Here is a 15,412-nt window from a genome sequence, read left to right on the forward strand (position 1 = left end):
CGGGTTCTGCGTCGCCAGGCCCGATCACGCAGGGGTGAACTTGCGCAGGGGCAATGGAATGTGTTCCGTCTCGCCTGGCACCTGACCCATGCGCTGGGCCTCCCAGTCCTCACAGGCCTGCACGATGCGCTCCTTGCGCGTGGACACGAAGTTCCAGTACATGAAGCGGCGGCCATCCAGCGGCGCGCCGCCGATGACCACAAAGCGCGAAGGCCGCTCGCCCGCCTTGACGCGCACGGCACCACCGGCCGCGCCCGGCTCCTGGTTGGGCAGCACGGCCATCTGCCGGTGACCCACCTCGACCTGGGCGCCGTCCGGGCAGTCCAGCAGCAGGGGCTGGTCCACCGCGTAGATGGCGCGTTCCTCGTACAAAGGTGGGAGTTCGAAGATGCCCCCTTCGGGCAGCTTCACGTCCAGGTAGAGCGTGGGCATGTAGACCTGCACGGGCGACTTCAAACCGAAGGCCTCGCCGATCAGCACGCGCACGGAATGGCCGTCCGCCTTGAGTTCGGGAATTGCGCTGGCGGGCGTGTGCGCGAAGCTGGGCGCCACCTCCTCGTGGTCGCGCGGCAAGGCCGCCCAGAGTTGCAGTCCGTGCACGCCGTAGGTCGCGTCCACCAGGTCGTCGGGCTTGCGCTCGGAATGCACGATGCCGCGTCCGGCCGTCATCCAATTGATGGCGCCCGGCTCGATGCGCTGCAGCGAGCCCACGCTGTCGCGGTGCATTTGCGCGCCCTCGAACAGGTAAGTCACCGTCGCCAGGCCAATGTGCGGATGGGGGCGCACGTCATGCTCGCGCCCCGGCGTTTCAGTGACCGGCCCCATGTGATCGAAGAAGAGGAAAGGGCCGACGGATTGGCGTTGGGCCGAGGGCAACACGCGCGACACGGTGAAACCACCGCCCAGATCTTTTTCATGGCCCGACAGAACCAGCACGGATGAATTCATGGTCTTTACTCCTGAATGGCGCGGGGATGCGCGGAGAACCGGCTCGGCACGCACCCACCGCCACGAGAAAAAAACGGCCGGGTGAACCGGCCGTTTTCCGCAAGCAAGATGCCGGGAATCAGCCTCGGCTGCCGTCGAAGCTCAGACGGCCGGGACCGAAGGCCGCGAAGGCCAGCAGGCCGCCCGAGATGGCCAGGTTCTTGAAGAAGTTAATCTGCTGCACATTGCCCGGATCCACCAGCATGTTCCAGAAATTGTGGAAGAAGAAGCCCGCGACGATGGTGAAGATCGCCAGGATGAAGGCGCTCCAGCGCGTCTTGTAACCCACCAGCAGGGCCAGGCCCAGCACCACTTCGACGAAGATGGCCACGGCGGCGCCCGCGTAGCCCATGAACTGGGGCAGGTGCATGGTGGAGGACACATAACCCGCCACGCCCGAGAAGCCGCTGATCTTGTTGATGCCGGCCGGCACGAACAGCAGCGCGAGCAGGATGCGGCCGATGAGAGTGATCGGTGCCTGGAGTTGATTGAACATGGTTTTACCTCGATGGTTTGTTGGGGTTCAGGCCAGTGCTTTGACGTCCGTGCCTGGGTGTCCGCTGGTCTGCCCGGACACTCGCACGCATGGTAGCGGGATTTTGGGCGCGGCCCGCACAGGCAGGCCGCGCCACGCGTTTCAGTGAACCAAGTCGGTGAAAACCAGCACTTCGGCGTCCTTGCCCTTGGCGAAGGTCAGTTCAGCCTCTGCCGCGATCATCGCCGCGTCCCCGCCCGTGAGCTTCTGGCCGTTGACTTCCAGTTCGCCCTTGACCAGGTGCACATAGGCCTTGCGATTCGCGTCAAGCTGGAGCGTCGCCTGCTCCGCACCATCGAACAGCCCCGCGTACAGGCGTGCATCGGCATGGACGGTCACTGAACCCTCTTCGCCCGTGGGCGAAGCCACCAGGCGCAGTCGGCCGCGCTTGTCGCCGGACTCGAAGGTCTTTTGCTCGTAGCTGGGCGCGATGCCGCGCACGTTCGGCTCGATCCAGATCTGCAGGAAATGCGTCTGCTGGCCCGCCGCGTGGTTGAACTCGCTGTGCAGCACGCCGCTGCCCGCGCTCATGCGCTGCACGTCGCCGGGCGGAATGCCCTTGACGTTGCCCATGCTGTCCTTGTGCGCGAGGTTGCCCTCCAGCACGTAGCTGATGATTTCCATGTCGCGGTGGCCATGGGTGCCAAAGCCCGTGCCCGGGGCGATGCGGTCCTCGTTGATGACGCGCAGATTGCCCCAGCCCATGAACTCCGGGTCGTAGTAGCCCGCGAAGGAAAAGCTGTGGAAGGACTTGAGCCAGCCGTGGTCGGCGTAGCCGCGGTCCTGGGATTTGCGAATGGTCAGCATGGAATGCTCCTTTCTGTGAGGCCTGCCGAGGGTGCGGGCCGATGGAGTGACTGTAGAAAAGGCCGGGCTGCTTGAGGCCGAATCGCTTTGAGGATTGAATTCAAAATTAATGAAATAAGATCGACTCTTCGTGCAAATCAGCCGGCGATTCCTTGCCCATGCAAACCCCGTCCCCGCCCCCCCATTCCGCCCGCGACGTCCTGACCCCGGACGCGCTGGCCATGCTCCAGGCCATTGAAGCCGCAGGCAGTTTCGCGGCGGCGGCGCGCGCCCTGGGCCTGGTGCCCAGCGCCCTGACCTACCGCGTGCGCCAGATCGAGGACGCCTTGGACGTGCTGCTCTACGACCGCAGCTCCCGTCAAGCGCGGCTGACCGCGGCCGGCGCGGAGCTGCTGCGCGAGGGCCACCGCCTGCTGGGCGAGATCGATGCGGTGGCACGCCGGGTGCAGCGCGTGGCCACTGGCTGGGAATCGCAGTTCACGATCGCGGTCGACAACATCATCCACCGGCCGACCATCATGGAGCTGTGCGAGAGCTTCTTCACCCTGGGCGCGCCCACGCGCCTGAAACTGCGCGACGAAACGCTGATGGGCACGCTAGAGGCCCTGACCAGTGGCCAGGCCGACCTGGCCATCGGCGTGGTGCTGGAGGCCGGAGACATCAGCACCGGCAACGTGGGGCTGCAAAGCAAGCCCCTGGGGCAAGTCGAGTTCATCTACGCCGTGGCGCCCCACCATCCGCTGGCCACCGCCCCCGAGCCCCTGACCGACGCCCTGCTGCTGCAGCACCGCGCCGTGGCCGTGGCGGATTCGTCCAGCCGCGGACAGACCCTGACCGTGGGCCTGCTGGCCGGGCAGGACGTGCTGACCGTCGGCACCATGCAGGCCAAGCTGGACGCGCAACTGCGCGGCCTGGGTGGCGGCTTCCTGCCGGAGTGCAATGCCCGCCCCTACATCGACGCAGGCCGGCTCGTGGTCAAGCAGACCGAGCGCTCGCAACGGCTGGTGCGGACCAGCTACGTCTGGCGCGGCAACATGGCGCCCGGCCAGCCGCCAGGCCAGGGCATGGGCCGCGCCCTGCAATGGTGGCTGCAACAGCTCGAGAGCCCGACCACGCGCGCCGCGCTGCTGGGTCCACTGCAGCGCTGAGCCCACCGACCCGCCCCAACAGCACGACGCATCAACGTTGCCATGTCCGCTGCCTACATCGGTCGCTTCGCGCCCTCGCCCACTGGCCTGCTGCATGCCGGTTCGCTGGTGGCGGCGCTGGCCAGTTGGCTGGACGCACGCGCCCACGGCGGTCGCTGGCTGGTCCGCATCGAGGACGTGGACCAAGCCCGCTGCCTGCCCGGTGTTGACCAGTTGATCCTGCAGCAGTTGGCGCAGTGCGGACTGCACGCGGACGACGAGCCCTTGTACCAATCGAGGCGAGATGGCGTCTACCAGCGGGTGCTGGACGCGCTGGCCCAACGCGGCCGCGCCTACCCCTGCACCTGCTCACGCCGCGAAATCGAACAGACCTTGGAACACCTGGGTCGCCCGCGTGGCCGGCACGGCGAACTGGTCTACCCCGGCACCTGCAGGCCGGGCCCGGGCAAGCCCGCGGTCCGTGGGGGTCTTTCAAATGGTCCGCATGACCGCATTGGCGACCACGGGGTCAACCCTGCAAGCCCTGGCGCACCCACACCCGCACCCGCACCCGCACCCGCACCCGCAACTCGCGCCTGCGCCTGGCGCATGCGTGTGCCCGCTGGCGTGCTGCTCTGGGAGGACCGGCGTCTGGGCGCGCAGGCCCAAGACGTGGCGGCGGAGGTGGGGGACTTCGTGCTCCAACGCGCCGACGGCTATTGGGCCTACCAATTGGCCGTGACCGTCGACGACGTGGCCCAGGGCGTGACCCACATCGTGCGCGGCGAGGACCTGGCCGACAACACCCCCCGCCAGATCGTGCTGCTGCATGCCTTGGGCTACCCCACGCCGACCTATCTGCACACGCCGCTGGTGCTCGGCCCGAACGGTGAAAAGCTGAGCAAGCAAAACGGCGCCGAGGCACTGGACCTGGGGACGCCCATGGCCGTGATGACCGCGCTCGACGCTGCCGCCCAGGTGCTGGGGCTCTCGACCGTTCGCGACCTCCAGTCAGACCGCCGCGCCAGCGCGCTGGCGGCCTGGGTGTCCGAGTGGAAGGCACGTTGGGGCCCAGCCTAGAAGTTCATGGGGATCAGAAGCCACCCCAAGCTCCCAGAATGTCCGCCAGCCTTCTTACAATCCGGGCCCGTGAACGATCAGTCCGCCATGTCCCCAAGCAACCCCACCGCTGCACCGCCCGAGGGCGTCGCCTTTCCCAAGGCCATCAAGAGCTACGTCACGCGCGCGGGCCGCACGACCACGGGCCAGGCCAAGGCCTTGCTGGAGTTGGGACCGCTGTACGTGCTGCCCTTCCAGGCCACGCCGCTGGACCTGGACGCGACGTTCCCGCGCGATCCCCAGCACGGCGCGCCCACCATCCTTGAGATCGGCTTCGGCATGGGCGACGCCACGGCGCACATCGCCGCGCTGATGCCGGACAAGAACTTCATCGGGTGTGAAGTGCACGAGCCCGGCGTGGGCGCCCTGCTCAAGCACATCGGCGAACGCGGCTTGACCAATCTGCGCATCGTGCAGCACGACGCGGTGGAAGTGCTGAACCAGATGCTGCAGCCCGGATCCCTCGCGGGCGTGCACATCTTCTTTCCGGACCCGTGGCACAAGAAGCGTCACCACAAACGGCGCCTGATCCAGACGGACTTCGTGCGCAAGCTCGCGAGCTATCTGCGCCCGCCGGGCGCCCAGGGCGAGCCGGGCGGTTACCTCCACTGCGCCACCGACTGGCAGCCCTATGCCGAGCAAATGCTGGCCGTGCTGTCCGCCGAACCCTCGCTGCGCAACACCGCGACGGACTACGCCCCTCGCCCGGCCTACCGCCCCGAAACCAAGTTTGAGCGCCGAGGCCTGCGCCTGGGCCACGGGGTCTGGGACCTGGTGTTCGAGCGGGTCTGAGCCCAGGCCCACTCCACTCCCCACTGGGTCATGACGCGCCCCGCGCACCGCAACCGCCCGCCCATGATCGAGGGCGTCAGCGCGAGTTGCGTGGCCCTGCCGGGCGGCGGGGCCTGGCCGCTGTTGGTCGATTTCCTGGCCGAGCGCCTGCCAGCGGTGAGCGCCGCCCAATGGCGACAGCGCATGACGGACGGGCGCGTGTTGGACGAACAAGGACGCAGCCTGCCGCCCGGCACCCCGGTCACTGCTTTCGCACCTGGGGCACGGGTGTATTACTACCGTGAACTGGACGCTGAACCCGCGCTGCCCTTCGACGCCCAGATCGTCTTCCAGGACGCACACCTGATCGTGGCCGACAAGCCGCACTTCATGCCCGTCACGCCCACGGGCCGCTACGTGCGCAACAGCCTGCTGGTGCGCTTGAAGTCCGCGACCGGTCTCGAGACACTCAGCCCCGTGCACCGCATCGACCGCGAGACCGCCGGCTTGGTGCTGTTCAGCGTGCGGCCGCAAGACCGGGGCGCCTACCAAGCGCTGTTTCGCACGCAAGCCGTGGACAAGGTCTATGAAGCCATCGCGCCACTGCGCGCCCAGGGCTCGGACCGGCCCCTGCCCGCCCTCCACCGCAGCCGCATCGAGGTCGACCCCGAACAATTCTTCCGCCAGCGCGAAACCGAGGGCGAACCCAACAGCGAGACGGCGCTGGAGCTGGTCGAGTCCCGGCCTCCGCACGCGCTGTACCGCCTGCGTCCGCGCAGCGGCAAGACCCACCAGTTGCGCGTGCACATGAACGCCCTGGGCCGGCCGATCGTGGGTGATCTCTTCTACCCGCAAGTCGTGCACGGTCCCGAGGCGGGCCAGGACGACTGGACACAACCGCTGCGCTTGTTGGCGCGCGGACTGAGCTTCCTCGACCCGGTCACCGGCGCGGCGCGCGCGTTCACGAGCCAGCGAGCGCTGGACTGGCCGGACACGAACGCGGCCGCGTGAAACAAGGCGCGGGTGTCTCGCGCATCGGGCGGGGGCTTTACCCCGGCGCGCTATCATCGTCGCGTCCCCCTTCTCAAGACACCCCTGCATTCAAGATCTGGACCTTGGAAACGCCATGACATCTTCCCTCGCGACACTTTCCCACCCGCGTCATCTGGCCACCGTGCTGGCAACGCTGACCCTGGCCCTGACGGGCCTGTCCACATCGGCCCATGCCGACGCCCTCGCTGATTTCGGAGCCGCGGTCAGCTACAAACCCCAGCAGCCCGTCGAGGCCCAAGGGGTGACGGGTTTTGACATCGGCGTGGGCGCCAGTTTCAGCGACATCAAGGACGGCGAGGACGTTTCCGTCACGCGGGTGAACCTGCACAAGGGCCTGCCTTTCGGCTTTGACATCGGCGGCTTCGTGGGCAATGCCCACCAGGACGGCGAGAGCTACTCGCTGCGCGGCTACGAGTTGCGCTACGCCTTGCTCGAAGGCAGCACCGTGACGCCGGCCATCGGCCTGCGCGGGGCGTACACCAAGCTGGACAACGACGCCCTGGATCTCAGCACCAAGAGCCTGGACCTTGGCATTTCCAAGGGTTTCGCCTTCCTCACCCCCTACGCCGGTGTCGGCCGGGTCTGGGTGGACAGCACGGTGGACGACGTCACCCTCACCAAGACCTACGCAGGGCTCAACATCGGCCTGGGCTTGTTCGCGGTGGACATCGAGGTGGACAAGACGGGCGAGGTCACCACCTACGGACTGAAGGCCGCGCTGCGCTGGTAAGTGCTCGGACCGTGACCACGGCCTGAAATCAGGGGCCCACATGCTCGGTGATAATTCGGCCGCATGCACGGCACCCACACCAAGATGACCATGAAAAAATCTTTCTCATCCCTGGCTTGCGCCACGCTGGGCCTGGCTCTGAGCTTGTCGACGCTGCCGGCCTGGGCGGACCGCCTGGGCAATCTGGACTCCTTGACCGAGCGGGAGTTCAAGTACGCCTCCGAAGCCATCGGCGCGGCGATCAGCTACAAGCCCATTTCGCCTCCCCAACCGCAAGGCTTGACGGGCTTTGACATTGGCGTCTCCTTGACCAGCAGTTCGCCCTCCTACAAGGGGGCTGCGGCGCTTGAAAAGGCCAACGCGAACCTGTACCTCGACGACGCAATCCAAACCTACCGCTTGGACATCCACAAGGGCTTGCCCTTTGACGTGGACGTCGGCGCCTATTTCGCCAATGTCCCTGGCTTGGGCATCGATGTTCGGGGCCTGGAGGCCCGTTACGCCCTGCTGAATGGAGACTTTGCCAAGCCTGGCATCAGCCTGCGCGGCGGCTACACCTACGCCACCAACTCCGACGATCTCTACATCAACACGCGAAGCGTGGATGTGTCGATCTCGAAGGAGTTCGCCATGCTGACCCCCTACGCAGGCGTGGGTTATGTCTGGGTGGACAGCGACGGCCGCAGGGCGGCCCGGCATCAGGAGAGTTCCCCGGAACTCAACAAGTACTACGCGGGCATCAACATGGGCTTGGGTTTGATGAACCTGGCCTTTGAAACCGACATCACCGGTGACACCACCAGCTGGGGCATCAAGCTGGGCTTGCGCTGGTAAGCCACCGCGCGGACACATGACAAAAAGGGCGCTCACACGAGCGCCCTTTTTGATTTCAGACGCCCTGCCCTGATGGCTCAGGACGAAGGCACTTCACCGACGGCGTTCAGACTTCCTGCGCGGTGATGCGGTACTTGAAAGCGTCGGGAGTGTAGGAGTCCAGGCGTTCCACCTGCCCTGCCGGCCCGGTCTCGCACACCGGGTACATCAGGAAGCCCAGCGGTCCTTTCTGCGCGCCAGGCAGCTTCAGGTCGTGCGCCATGTTCCAACCCACCCAGTTGCCCTCCCACTGCCCAAAGAGCGCCTGGTTCACGGGCGCCACGAGCGGGTTCTGCGTGGTCTTGATCCATTCTGGCGTTTCCTGGCGCATGACCTTGGCCACGTCGGCCGGATCCATCGCCACCCAGCCGTAATCCTTCAGGTAGACCTCGGCGCGGCAGTGCTGGGCGCCCGACAAGTTGCCCATGTTGTTGCCGCCCAGCTCCTTGTAGCCAAAGGCCGAAGGCGCGAGGCGCAGGCCGTAGACATCACGCGCGGGCAGGCCGACGGCACGGCACAGGCCCACGAAGAGCGCGTTGATGTCCGCGCACTTGCCGCCCAGGTTGCCCGTCTCCAGCATGGTCTTGATGTCGCCTTCGCCGCAGCCGCGCACCTTGGGTTCGCGGTAGGCATTCGTGACCACCCAGTCGTAGACGGCACGAACCTTCTCATCGTCGGTCTTGGCGCCTTGCGTGGCCTTGAGCGCCGTCTCGCGCACGATGCCATCGGTGGGCAGCAGCGCGGTCGGACGGGTCCAGAATGCGAGGTCCTTGTCCTGCGCGGGACGGGACTTGGACGACCAGTCCACCGCGCGGCTGCGCGTCTGCACGCGGCTGATCAACTCGACCCAGGGTGTTTTTTCGCCGGGTGCGAATTCAACGGTCAGCCATTGGGTGGCCGGCACGCCGCCTTGCGCGACGTCCTTGCTCAAGGTCACGCGGCCATTGCTGTCCCAGCGGTTGTCCAAGGAACGCTGCCAGTCGCTGTCGATGGAGGGCACGGGCAGCCAGACACGGGTCTGGCCATCGGCTAGTTGCACGTCCACGCGGGTCTTGACTTCGAAGCTGCGCCACGCGCCGGGCTGGGGGTTGAACTGGCGCTCGGGCGTGGCGCTTTGCGCGGCCGCGCGGATCGGCCAGGTGCCCAGCGCGGACACCGTGGCGGCACACGAAGCGGCCGCGGCCGCGTTTTTGAGGAAGGCACGGCGCTGCGATGCGCGCCCGTCGGGCGCGCGTTGAACGGTGGTCATAAAGCGATCTCCGGTAGATGAGGGACGGGCCGTCGACGCAGGTGAAGATGCGCCGAAACAGCTGGGCCGGATTATCACCAGCCTGGGGCGCTCACGTCAGCAGGGCATCCAGGAGCGCCTGCGCGCGGTCGCCGCTCCAGTCCAATTCACCCTGGACCCGATGCCGGGGACGGCCGCTGGGATCGATCAGCACCGTCGTGGGCAGCACGGTGGCCGCCCCCCAGGCCCGCGCGGCTTCCTTCTCGGTGTCGAGCAAGACGGTCAACGCTCCTGTGTCCAAGGCACTGCTCTGCAGGAAACGCGCGATGGCGCGCGGCCCCTCGCCCACATTGATGGCCAGCACGCGCACCGCGTCACCGTAGAACCCGACCAAGGTCTGCAAAGTCGGCATCTCGACTCGGCACGGCGCGCACCAGGAGGCCCAGAAATTCAGCAGCACCACGCGCCCGCGCAAGGCTTCCAGGGTCCAGGTCCGTCCCTGCATGTCCAAGGCGCGCAGGGGTGGGGTCTTCTGCCCGGCAGGCCAGGGGGTCACGGCGTGGCCGTCCTCCCGATCGGTGGCCGCCAGTTCGGACTTCCCGTCCGCGGGGGCCGCGTGCAGCGGTGCCACACGCAGCAGGGACAGCCAGGTCGCCGACGCGAGCGGGGCCACGCCCGCGCCCAAGACCGCGCTCAGGCAGAGTCGTCGTTGCATCATGGGGCGAGTGTATGCGGCCCTCGGCAGGCTCAGGCTCAGACACTGGCCAAGCGATCACCGCCCGCGGCCTGGGCTTGCCGTACGCCTTCGGCGGCCCGCGCCAACAACTGGTGTACCGGCTCGCCCGAGCGGTACTGGGCCACGCCCACGCTGGCGCTCAGGCGCTTGTTGGCTTCTGGCCCTGTGGACCCTGCGGACCCTGCCGCCGACTGCCCACACCCCGTCCCGATGGCGGCGACCCCGAGCCGCAGGCGTTCAGCCACGCGCATGGCTTCGCTCAAGTCCGTCTCGGGGAGGACGATGACGAACTGCCCCCCGTCCTCGCGCGCCAGCCAATCAACTTCATTGCGCAACACCAAGCGGCCAATGCGTGCGACCTCCCGCAGCAAATCGTCGGTCAGGGTCGGACCGAGCTCCTGCCTGCGCTCGCGAAAGCGGTCGATGCTCACTTGCAGCAACGACAAGGGCCGGCCATAACGCTGCACACGCTCCACTTCCAGGGGCAGCCTTTCGTCCAGGGTGCGACGGTTCCAGCAGCCCGTGACCGCGTCGGTGCGGGACAGTCGGTACACCTCATCGACCAGGCGCTGCAATTCATCGGTGCGCTGCGCCACTTTTTCATCCAGGCCATCGATGTGCTCACGCAAGCCCGCTTGCAGCTTGACGAAGCCGTCGGCCAGCAGGTCGATTTCGTCCCTGCCGCGCTGCGGGGCGGCCCGCTGGCGTGGCGGTGGCGTCATCAGATGGTCCGGCGTCAACTCAGCGGCAAAGCGCGCCATCTCCTCCAGAGGCTGCTGCAGGCGGCGGCGCAGCAGCCAGGTGACGAGCAGGCACACCAGAGTGGTGTACACCCCATAGCCCAGCAATACCTGCACGGCGCTCGCACGCACCTCGCCCAGCACGTAGCGAGGATTGCCGACGATCTCCAGTTGTCCGAGCGGCAGACTGGTGCTCCCCTGACCCGGCAGCGGCAAGATGTCCATGCGCCGCACCACCGTCGCGGCTTCACGGGCAGCCGGGTCGCCCGCCATGAACACCGGACCGGTGGCCGTGCGCAGGCGCACATGACCCACCTCGGGCAAGGTGGAGATGGCCTGCACTTGCCGTTGGACGGACTCCAACTCGATGTCCCACAAGGCGGTGGCCAACTGCGGCACGCTGGTGCGCACGATGCCGTCCACCTGCGTGGCAAACCGCTCCTCATGCTGACGTAGCAGATACCAAGTCTGCCCAGCCAAGACCAATGCCATGCACAAGACCGCGAGCAGCACGATGCGGCGAATCAGCGAGCCAGCCAAGGGACGGAAGTCGCGAGGCACCTCCCAGGCCCAATGCCGTTGGGCCACGCTCGGCTCGGCGGCGTCGGGGGAGGCGGAGCCCGCCTGCCGGGAGGCGTGTTGATCAAGGAAGTGCGCGGTCATCGGCGGACCTTTCGTTGGACTGGGGCGTGTCCTTCAACAAGCGCTCCATGCTGAAGTCATAGCTGCGCAGGCTGGGATTGTGAGTTTTGCTGAAACGTCTGAAGTCCACATCGTCACAGCCAGGGCCGAGACGCGCCCGCAAAGCCTGGGCCAGTTTGCCGTCGAACAAGGCAAACATGCGCCGCTCCTGCATCAGGCCTTCGTCGGCGAAATCGTGGCCGTTGTAGTGGTCGTGAATCATCACCAGGCTCCAGGCGCCGGTGATGAAGTGACCACCCGCCAGGGCCGCGAGGCGTCCGCTTTCCTTCGCGCGCAGCGCCTCGGCGGAAGTGTTGATGCCGCTGAAGAGCACCGAGCGCCCCGGCACGCCGCCGCGCTGCTCCAAGGCGCTGATCGCGCCCAGGGCCATCAAGTCATTGCCAGCCCAGAGCAGTCGAGCCTGCGGATGCCGCTGGAAGAGCACCGTGGCCTGTTCGCTGGCCTTCTCGCGCGACCAGGCGCCGTACACCTCCTGGTCAATGACCACGTCACCCGCCTCGCGCACGGCTTGGCGCATTCCGTCGTTGCGTGCGATGGACGATGGCGTGCTGCGGTCCCCCGCGATCACCAGCATGTGCAGCTTGCCGTCCTGCGCTTGCAGGCCGGCGGCTCGGGCCTGGGTGATCAAGGCGCGCGCCGTCAGATAACCGGCGTCCTGGGCCCGCGGCTCGAGCGAGCCGATCCACAGCTTGTGCTTGCGGCGGGGCATGCCCGTGCGCGTCATTTCCTCCGCCGTGGGCTTGCTGTACGCCATGAAGACGCGGATGCCGCTGCCCTCGAAGATGTTCAGCAATTCCGGGCCGGTGCCGTAGTCGTTGGTGATCACGACATAGTCCGGCCGCTGAGCCGGTGGCAGCGCCGCGATACCGCGCGCGATTTGGAAGACCCGCAGGTGTTCCCGCTCGGCGTAGTGGACTTCCAGCGTTTGCCCCAAGTCCTGCGCGGCGGACTGCATGCACCGCGCCACGCCCGCCCAGTAGAACTCCTCCGCCTTGCCGGGATTGACGAAGGCCACGCGCTGTCCGAATGCGTCAGCGCACGCCAAGGCCAAGCCGAACCAGGCGCAGGCACGCAGCGCGGGCGCGGCGGCGCGCAAAGCTCCCCGTGACAAGCGTGTGCCTGGACTCATACCCCAACGACCTCGGTGTCTGGACCCCCGCCCTGTTCTCCATCTCCGGACGCTGATGGCGTCTCTCTTGCGCCGACTAGTCTAACGGCGAGCCCGGCCGGCTCTCGGGGCCCATCGCCCATCAAGGCGATCAGCTCTGCCGATGAGATCCGCCTAAGAGCGCTGCCCCTGCGCGCCGGCCAGGCGCGCGATGCATCACGCGCTCACAGGCGCTCGGCCACCCAGCCCTGCACGGCTTGCAGGGCCTTGGGCAGACCGCTCGCGTCGGTGCCGCCGGCCATGGCCATGTCAGGCTTGCCGCCACCCTTGCCGCCCACCTGCTGGGCCACGAAGTTGACCAGTTCACCGGCCTTGATCTTGCCCACGCTGTCGGCGGTCACGCCGGCCGCGATCTGCACCTTGCCGCCTTCCACCGTGGCCAGCACGATGGCGGCGGTCTTGAGCTTGTCCTTGAGCTTGTCCAGGGTCTCGCGCAGCACCTTGGCGTCCGCGCCCTGCAGCGTGGCGGCGAGCACCCGCAACGCGACCCCATCCCTGCCCTTCACCTCCACGGCCTGGGCCATGAGTTCGTCGCCCTGGCTGGAGGCCAGCTTGCCCTTGAGGGCGGCGATTTCCTTTTCCAGCGCCTTGACCTGATCCAGCACCTGCGTGATGCGACCTTGCAGCTCCGCGGCCGGTGCCTTGAGCGCGCCCGCCGCCTGGTGCACCGTGCTTTCCAGCGTCTGCAGATAGCCCAGCGCGTTCGCGCCAGTCACGGCCTCGACGCGGCGGATACCCGCGGCCACGCCCGACTCGCCGACGATCTTGAAGAGGCCGATGTCGCCCGTGCGCGGGACGTGCGTGCCCCCGCAGAACTCACGGCTCGTGCCGATGTCCAGCACGCGCACCGTGTCGCCGTACTTCTCGCCGAAGAGCATGACCGCGCCTGTGGCCTTGGCGGCCTCGATGTCCAGCACGCGCGCCTGGGTGGCGCTGTTGGCCAAAATCTCCTCGTTCACGCGACGCTCGATCTCGGCGATCTGGGCCGGCGTCACCGGCGCGTTGTGCGTGAAGTCAAAACGCGTCTTGTCGGCGTCCACCAGCGAGCCTTTTTGCTGCACGTGCGCGCCCAGCACCTCGTGCAGGGCCTTGTGCATCAGGTGGGTGACGCTGTGGTTGCGCATGGTCGCGGCGCGGCGGCTCAGGTTGACCTGGGCCGTGACCGTGTCGCCCACATTGAGCGTGCCGGCGGCCAGGGTACCGTGATGGCCGTGCACGTCGGCCTTGATCTTCTGGGTGTCGGCCACCTCGAAGCGAGCGGGGCCCGCGACGATGAGGCCTTCGTCACCGACCTGGCCACCGCTCTCGGCGTAGAAGGGCGTGGTGTCCAGCACCACGACGCCGTCCTGGCCAGACTTGAGCTGCGCCGTGGGCGTGCCGTCCACGTAGAGCGCGACGATCTTGGCCGCGGCTTCCAGCTTCTCGTAACCCACGAACACATTGCCCGCGCCCGTGTAGTCCAGCGCCTTGTCCATCTTGAACTTGCCGGCGGCACGGGCTTGGTTCTTCTGCTTGTCCATCGCCGACTTGAAGCCGGCCTCGTCCACGGTGACGCCGCGCTCGCGGCAGACGTCATTGGTCAGGTCCAAGGGGAAGCCGTAGGTGTCGTGCAGCTTGAAGGCCACGTCACCCGGGAGCACCTTGGCGCCACCGCCCAGGGCCGCGTCCAGAATCTCCATGCCATTGGCCAGGGTCTCGTAGAAGCGCTCCTCCTCGGCCTTGAGCACCTCGGTGATACGCTGCTGCTGTTCCTTCAAGCGCGGGTAGGCGTCGCCCATCAGGCGCACCAGCTCGCCCACCAGCTTGTGGAAGAAAGGCGTCTTGCGGCCCAGCTTGTAGCCGTGGCGGATGGCGCGGCGCACGATGCGGCGCTGCACATAGCCCCGGCCCTCGTTGGAGGGGATGACACCGTCGCTGACCAGGAAGGCCGTGGCGCGGATGTGATCGGCGATCACGCGCAGCGAGGGGTTGCTCAGATCCTGCGTGCCGACCTCGCGGGCGGCGGCCTTGATCAGCGCGTCGAACAGGTCGATCTCGTAGTTGCTGTGCACATGCTGCAAGATAGCGGCCAGGCGCTCCAGGCCCATGCCAGTGTCGACGCAAGGGGCAGGCAGCGGAGTGACCGTGCCATCCTCGTGCATCTCGAACTGCATGAACACGTTGTTCCAGATCTCGATGAAGCGGTCGCCGTCTTCATCGGGGCTGCCCGGGGGGCCACCGGCGATGTGCGGGCCGTGGTCGTAGAAGATCTCGCTGCAGGGGCCACAAGGCCCGGTGTCGGCCATCATCCAGAAGTTGTCGGACTTGTAGCGGCCACCCTTGTTGTCGCCAATGCGGATGATGCGGTTCTCCTGGCGGATCCGCTCGGGCGTCCAACCGGCCTTGACGAAAATGTCCTCCCAAATGCCGTAGGCCTCGTCGTCCTCCAGGTACACGGTGGCATACAGCTTGTCGGCGGGCAGCTTGTACACCGTGGTCAACAGCTCCCAGGCCCAGTTCAGACTTTCCTTCTTGAAGTAGTCGCCGAAGGACCAGTTGCCCAGCATCTCGAAGAAGGTGTGGTGGCGCGCGGTGTAGCCCACGTTCTCCAGGTCGTTGTGCTTGCCGCCGGCGCGCAGGCAGGCCTGCACCGAGGCCGCGCGCACATAGCTGCGCTTGTCGGTGCCGAGGAACACGTCCTTGAACTGCACCATGCCCGAGTTGGTGAACATCAGCGTCGGGTCGTTGCCCGGCACCAGCGGACTGGAGGCCACGACGGTGTGGCCCTTGGAGGCGAAGAAGTCGAGAAAGGTCTTGCGGATGTCCGCGACGGAAAATTTGGGCGTGCTCATGAACG

General features: G+C 67.0%; 14 protein-coding genes. 6 read left to right on the plus strand and 8 right to left on the minus strand.

What is annotated here, in order from left to right; translation table 11 throughout:
* Positions 1-24: 24 nt before the first annotated feature.
* From HGR_RS04750 to HGR_RS04760, 3 genes are all read right to left on the minus strand, one after another.
* On the minus strand, positions 25-948 hold the full coding sequence (locus tag HGR_RS04750; protein ID WP_006296979.1) for a pirin family protein: 924 nt from the start codon (positions 946-948) through the stop codon (positions 25-27).
* A gap of 118 nt (positions 949-1,066) precedes the next feature.
* Positions 1,067-1,483 (minus strand): DoxX family protein, encoded by a 417-nt coding sequence (locus HGR_RS04755; RefSeq protein WP_006296980.1) that lies wholly within the window; start codon positions 1,481-1,483, stop codon positions 1,067-1,069.
* Positions 1,484-1,624: 141 nt separating this feature from the next.
* Complete coding sequence (locus tag HGR_RS04760) at positions 1,625-2,329, minus strand: pirin family protein (protein ID WP_006296981.1); 705 nt, start codon at positions 2,327-2,329, stop codon at positions 1,625-1,627.
* A gap of 158 nt (positions 2,330-2,487) precedes the next feature.
* Between HGR_RS04760 and HGR_RS04765 the strand changes: the two genes are divergently transcribed.
* From HGR_RS04765 to HGR_RS04790, 6 genes are all read left to right on the plus strand, one after another.
* Positions 2,488-3,477 (plus strand): LysR family transcriptional regulator, encoded by a 990-nt coding sequence (locus tag HGR_RS04765; protein ID WP_006296982.1) that lies wholly within the window; start codon positions 2,488-2,490, stop codon positions 3,475-3,477.
* Between the two features lie 42 nt (positions 3,478-3,519).
* On the plus strand, positions 3,520-4,536 hold the full coding sequence (locus HGR_RS04770; protein WP_006296983.1) for a glutamyl-Q tRNA(Asp) synthetase: 1,017 nt from the start codon (positions 3,520-3,522) through the stop codon (positions 4,534-4,536).
* Between the two features lie 6 nt (positions 4,537-4,542).
* Positions 4,543-5,367: a tRNA (guanosine(46)-N7)-methyltransferase TrmB gene (gene trmB / locus HGR_RS04775; protein ID WP_138922396.1), complete on the plus strand. Its 825-nt coding sequence runs from the start codon at positions 4,543-4,545 to the stop codon at positions 5,365-5,367.
* A 30-nt stretch (positions 5,368-5,397) separates the two neighbouring features.
* Positions 5,398-6,357 carry a pseudouridine synthase gene (locus tag HGR_RS04780; RefSeq protein ID WP_006296985.1) on the plus strand — a complete coding sequence of 320 codons (960 nt, stop codon included), beginning with the start codon at positions 5,398-5,400 and terminating at the stop codon, positions 6,355-6,357.
* Between the two features lie 115 nt (positions 6,358-6,472).
* A complete protein-coding gene (locus HGR_RS04785) occupies positions 6,473-7,129 on the plus strand; it encodes a hypothetical protein (protein WP_006296986.1) in 657 nt (218 codons plus the stop codon).
* 90 nt (positions 7,130-7,219) lie between these two features.
* Complete coding sequence (locus HGR_RS04790; protein ID WP_039852404.1) at positions 7,220-7,963, plus strand: hypothetical protein; 744 nt, start codon at positions 7,220-7,222, stop codon at positions 7,961-7,963.
* A 106-nt stretch (positions 7,964-8,069) separates the two neighbouring features.
* Here HGR_RS04790 and HGR_RS04795 read toward each other — a convergent pair whose 3' ends face one another.
* The 5 genes from HGR_RS04795 to alaS all read right to left on the minus strand — a co-directional run bounded on the left by HGR_RS04795 (position 8,070) and on the right by alaS (position 15,407).
* Positions 8,070-9,251: a transglutaminase-like domain-containing protein gene (locus HGR_RS04795; protein WP_006296988.1), complete on the minus strand. Its 1,182-nt coding sequence runs from the start codon at positions 9,249-9,251 to the stop codon at positions 8,070-8,072.
* A 91-nt stretch (positions 9,252-9,342) separates the two neighbouring features.
* Positions 9,343-9,948, minus strand: a complete 606-nt coding sequence (locus HGR_RS04800) for a TlpA family protein disulfide reductase (protein WP_006296989.1) — start codon at positions 9,946-9,948, stop codon at positions 9,343-9,345.
* 35 nt (positions 9,949-9,983) lie between these two features.
* Positions 9,984-11,369, minus strand: a complete 1,386-nt coding sequence (locus HGR_RS04805) for a GGDEF domain-containing protein (RefSeq protein ID WP_006296990.1) — start codon at positions 11,367-11,369, stop codon at positions 9,984-9,986.
* On the minus strand, positions 11,350-12,537 hold the full coding sequence (locus HGR_RS04810) for an ABC transporter substrate-binding protein (RefSeq protein ID WP_081463435.1): 1,188 nt from the start codon (positions 12,535-12,537) through the stop codon (positions 11,350-11,352). Before HGR_RS04810 ends, HGR_RS04805 begins: the two co-directional genes overlap by 20 nt.
* A gap of 203 nt (positions 12,538-12,740) precedes the next feature.
* Entirely contained in the window at positions 12,741-15,407 is a 2,667-nt protein-coding gene (gene alaS / locus HGR_RS04815; protein WP_006296992.1) for an alanine--tRNA ligase, read from the minus strand.
* Positions 15,408-15,412 lie beyond the last annotated feature (5 nt).

It is taken from the genome of Hylemonella gracilis ATCC 19624 (assembly GCF_000211835.1).
In the GTDB taxonomy this organism is placed as follows: domain Bacteria; phylum Pseudomonadota; class Gammaproteobacteria; order Burkholderiales; family Burkholderiaceae_C; genus Hylemonella; species Hylemonella gracilis.

What these genes read in the sequence shown, in the direction of transcription:
- HGR_RS04750 (WP_006296979.1), bottom strand. Translation starts at nt 948, where the DNA reads ATGAATTCATCCGTGCTGGTTCTGTCGGGCCATGAAAAAGATCTGGGC.
- HGR_RS04755 (WP_006296980.1), bottom strand. Translation starts at nt 1,483, where the DNA reads ATGTTCAATCAACTCCAGGCACCGATCACTCTCATCGGCCGCATCCTG.
- HGR_RS04760 (WP_006296981.1), bottom strand. Translation starts at nt 2,329, where the DNA reads ATGCTGACCATTCGCAAATCCCAGGACCGCGGCTACGCCGACCACGGC.
- HGR_RS04765 (WP_006296982.1), top strand. Translation starts at nt 2,488, where the DNA reads ATGCAAACCCCGTCCCCGCCCCCCCATTCCGCCCGCGACGTCCTGACC.
- HGR_RS04770 (WP_006296983.1), top strand. Translation starts at nt 3,520, where the DNA reads ATGTCCGCTGCCTACATCGGTCGCTTCGCGCCCTCGCCCACTGGCCTG.
- trmB (WP_138922396.1), top strand. Translation starts at nt 4,543, where the DNA reads ATGGGGATCAGAAGCCACCCCAAGCTCCCAGAATGTCCGCCAGCCTTC.
- HGR_RS04780 (WP_006296985.1), top strand. Translation starts at nt 5,398, where the DNA reads ATGACGCGCCCCGCGCACCGCAACCGCCCGCCCATGATCGAGGGCGTC.
- HGR_RS04785 (WP_006296986.1), top strand. Translation starts at nt 6,473, where the DNA reads ATGACATCTTCCCTCGCGACACTTTCCCACCCGCGTCATCTGGCCACC.
- HGR_RS04790 (WP_039852404.1), top strand. Translation starts at nt 7,220, where the DNA reads ATGAAAAAATCTTTCTCATCCCTGGCTTGCGCCACGCTGGGCCTGGCT.
- HGR_RS04795 (WP_006296988.1), bottom strand. Translation starts at nt 9,251, where the DNA reads ATGACCACCGTTCAACGCGCGCCCGACGGGCGCGCATCGCAGCGCCGT.
- HGR_RS04800 (WP_006296989.1), bottom strand. Translation starts at nt 9,948, where the DNA reads ATGATGCAACGACGACTCTGCCTGAGCGCGGTCTTGGGCGCGGGCGTG.
- HGR_RS04805 (WP_006296990.1), bottom strand. Translation starts at nt 11,369, where the DNA reads ATGACCGCGCACTTCCTTGATCAACACGCCTCCCGGCAGGCGGGCTCC.
- HGR_RS04810 (WP_081463435.1), bottom strand. Translation starts at nt 12,537, where the DNA reads ATGAGTCCAGGCACACGCTTGTCACGGGGAGCTTTGCGCGCCGCCGCG.
- alaS (WP_006296992.1), bottom strand. Translation starts at nt 15,407, where the DNA reads ATGAGCACGCCCAAATTTTCCGTCGCGGACATCCGCAAGACCTTTCTC.